The sequence below is a fragment of the Bradyrhizobium sp. MI1.11 genome, from assembly GCF_055811255.1.
This window is the reverse complement of sequence record NZ_JBVVPM010000207.1, coordinates 1-410: the sequence shown is the minus strand read 5'-3', so window position 1 is coordinate 410 and position 410 is coordinate 1. Positions and strand designations below refer to the sequence as shown.

At 65.1% G+C, this 410-nt stretch carries 1 protein-coding gene; it reads left to right on the top strand.

All coding sequences use genetic code 11. The features are described 5' to 3' along the window. Nucleotides 1-410, top strand: a 410-nt coding sequence (locus AC0L30_RS43125) for an N-acetylmuramic acid 6-phosphate etherase (RefSeq protein WP_473406805.1), incomplete at both ends; no start/stop codon positions are given.

The window sequence follows — 410 nt, the reverse complement described above, 5'->3', positions numbered from 1 at the left end:
CGCATTGTATATGTCGGCGCCGGCACCTCGGCCCGCGTGGCGGTCCAGGACGGCGCCGAGTTGATGCCGACCTTCGCATGGCCCAGCCAGCGCGTTCACTTCATCGTCGCCGGCGGAGACAGCGCGTTCGTCACCAGCATCGAAGGTGCTGAGGACGATATCGATGACGCGGTCACACAGATCAATGCCGCGCGGCTCACGCCGCACGACATTGTGATCGCCGTTGCCGCCAGCGGAACAACGCCATTCACGGTCGCGGCGCTGCAGCAGGCAGGCTCTTTTAGTACAGTGACGATCGGCGTTGCCAACAATCCCGGCACCGTACTGCTGGCCTCGGCAAAGTTTCCGGTGCTGATCGAGACCGGCCGCGAACTGATCGCCGGCTCCACGCGGATGAAGGCGGGCACCGC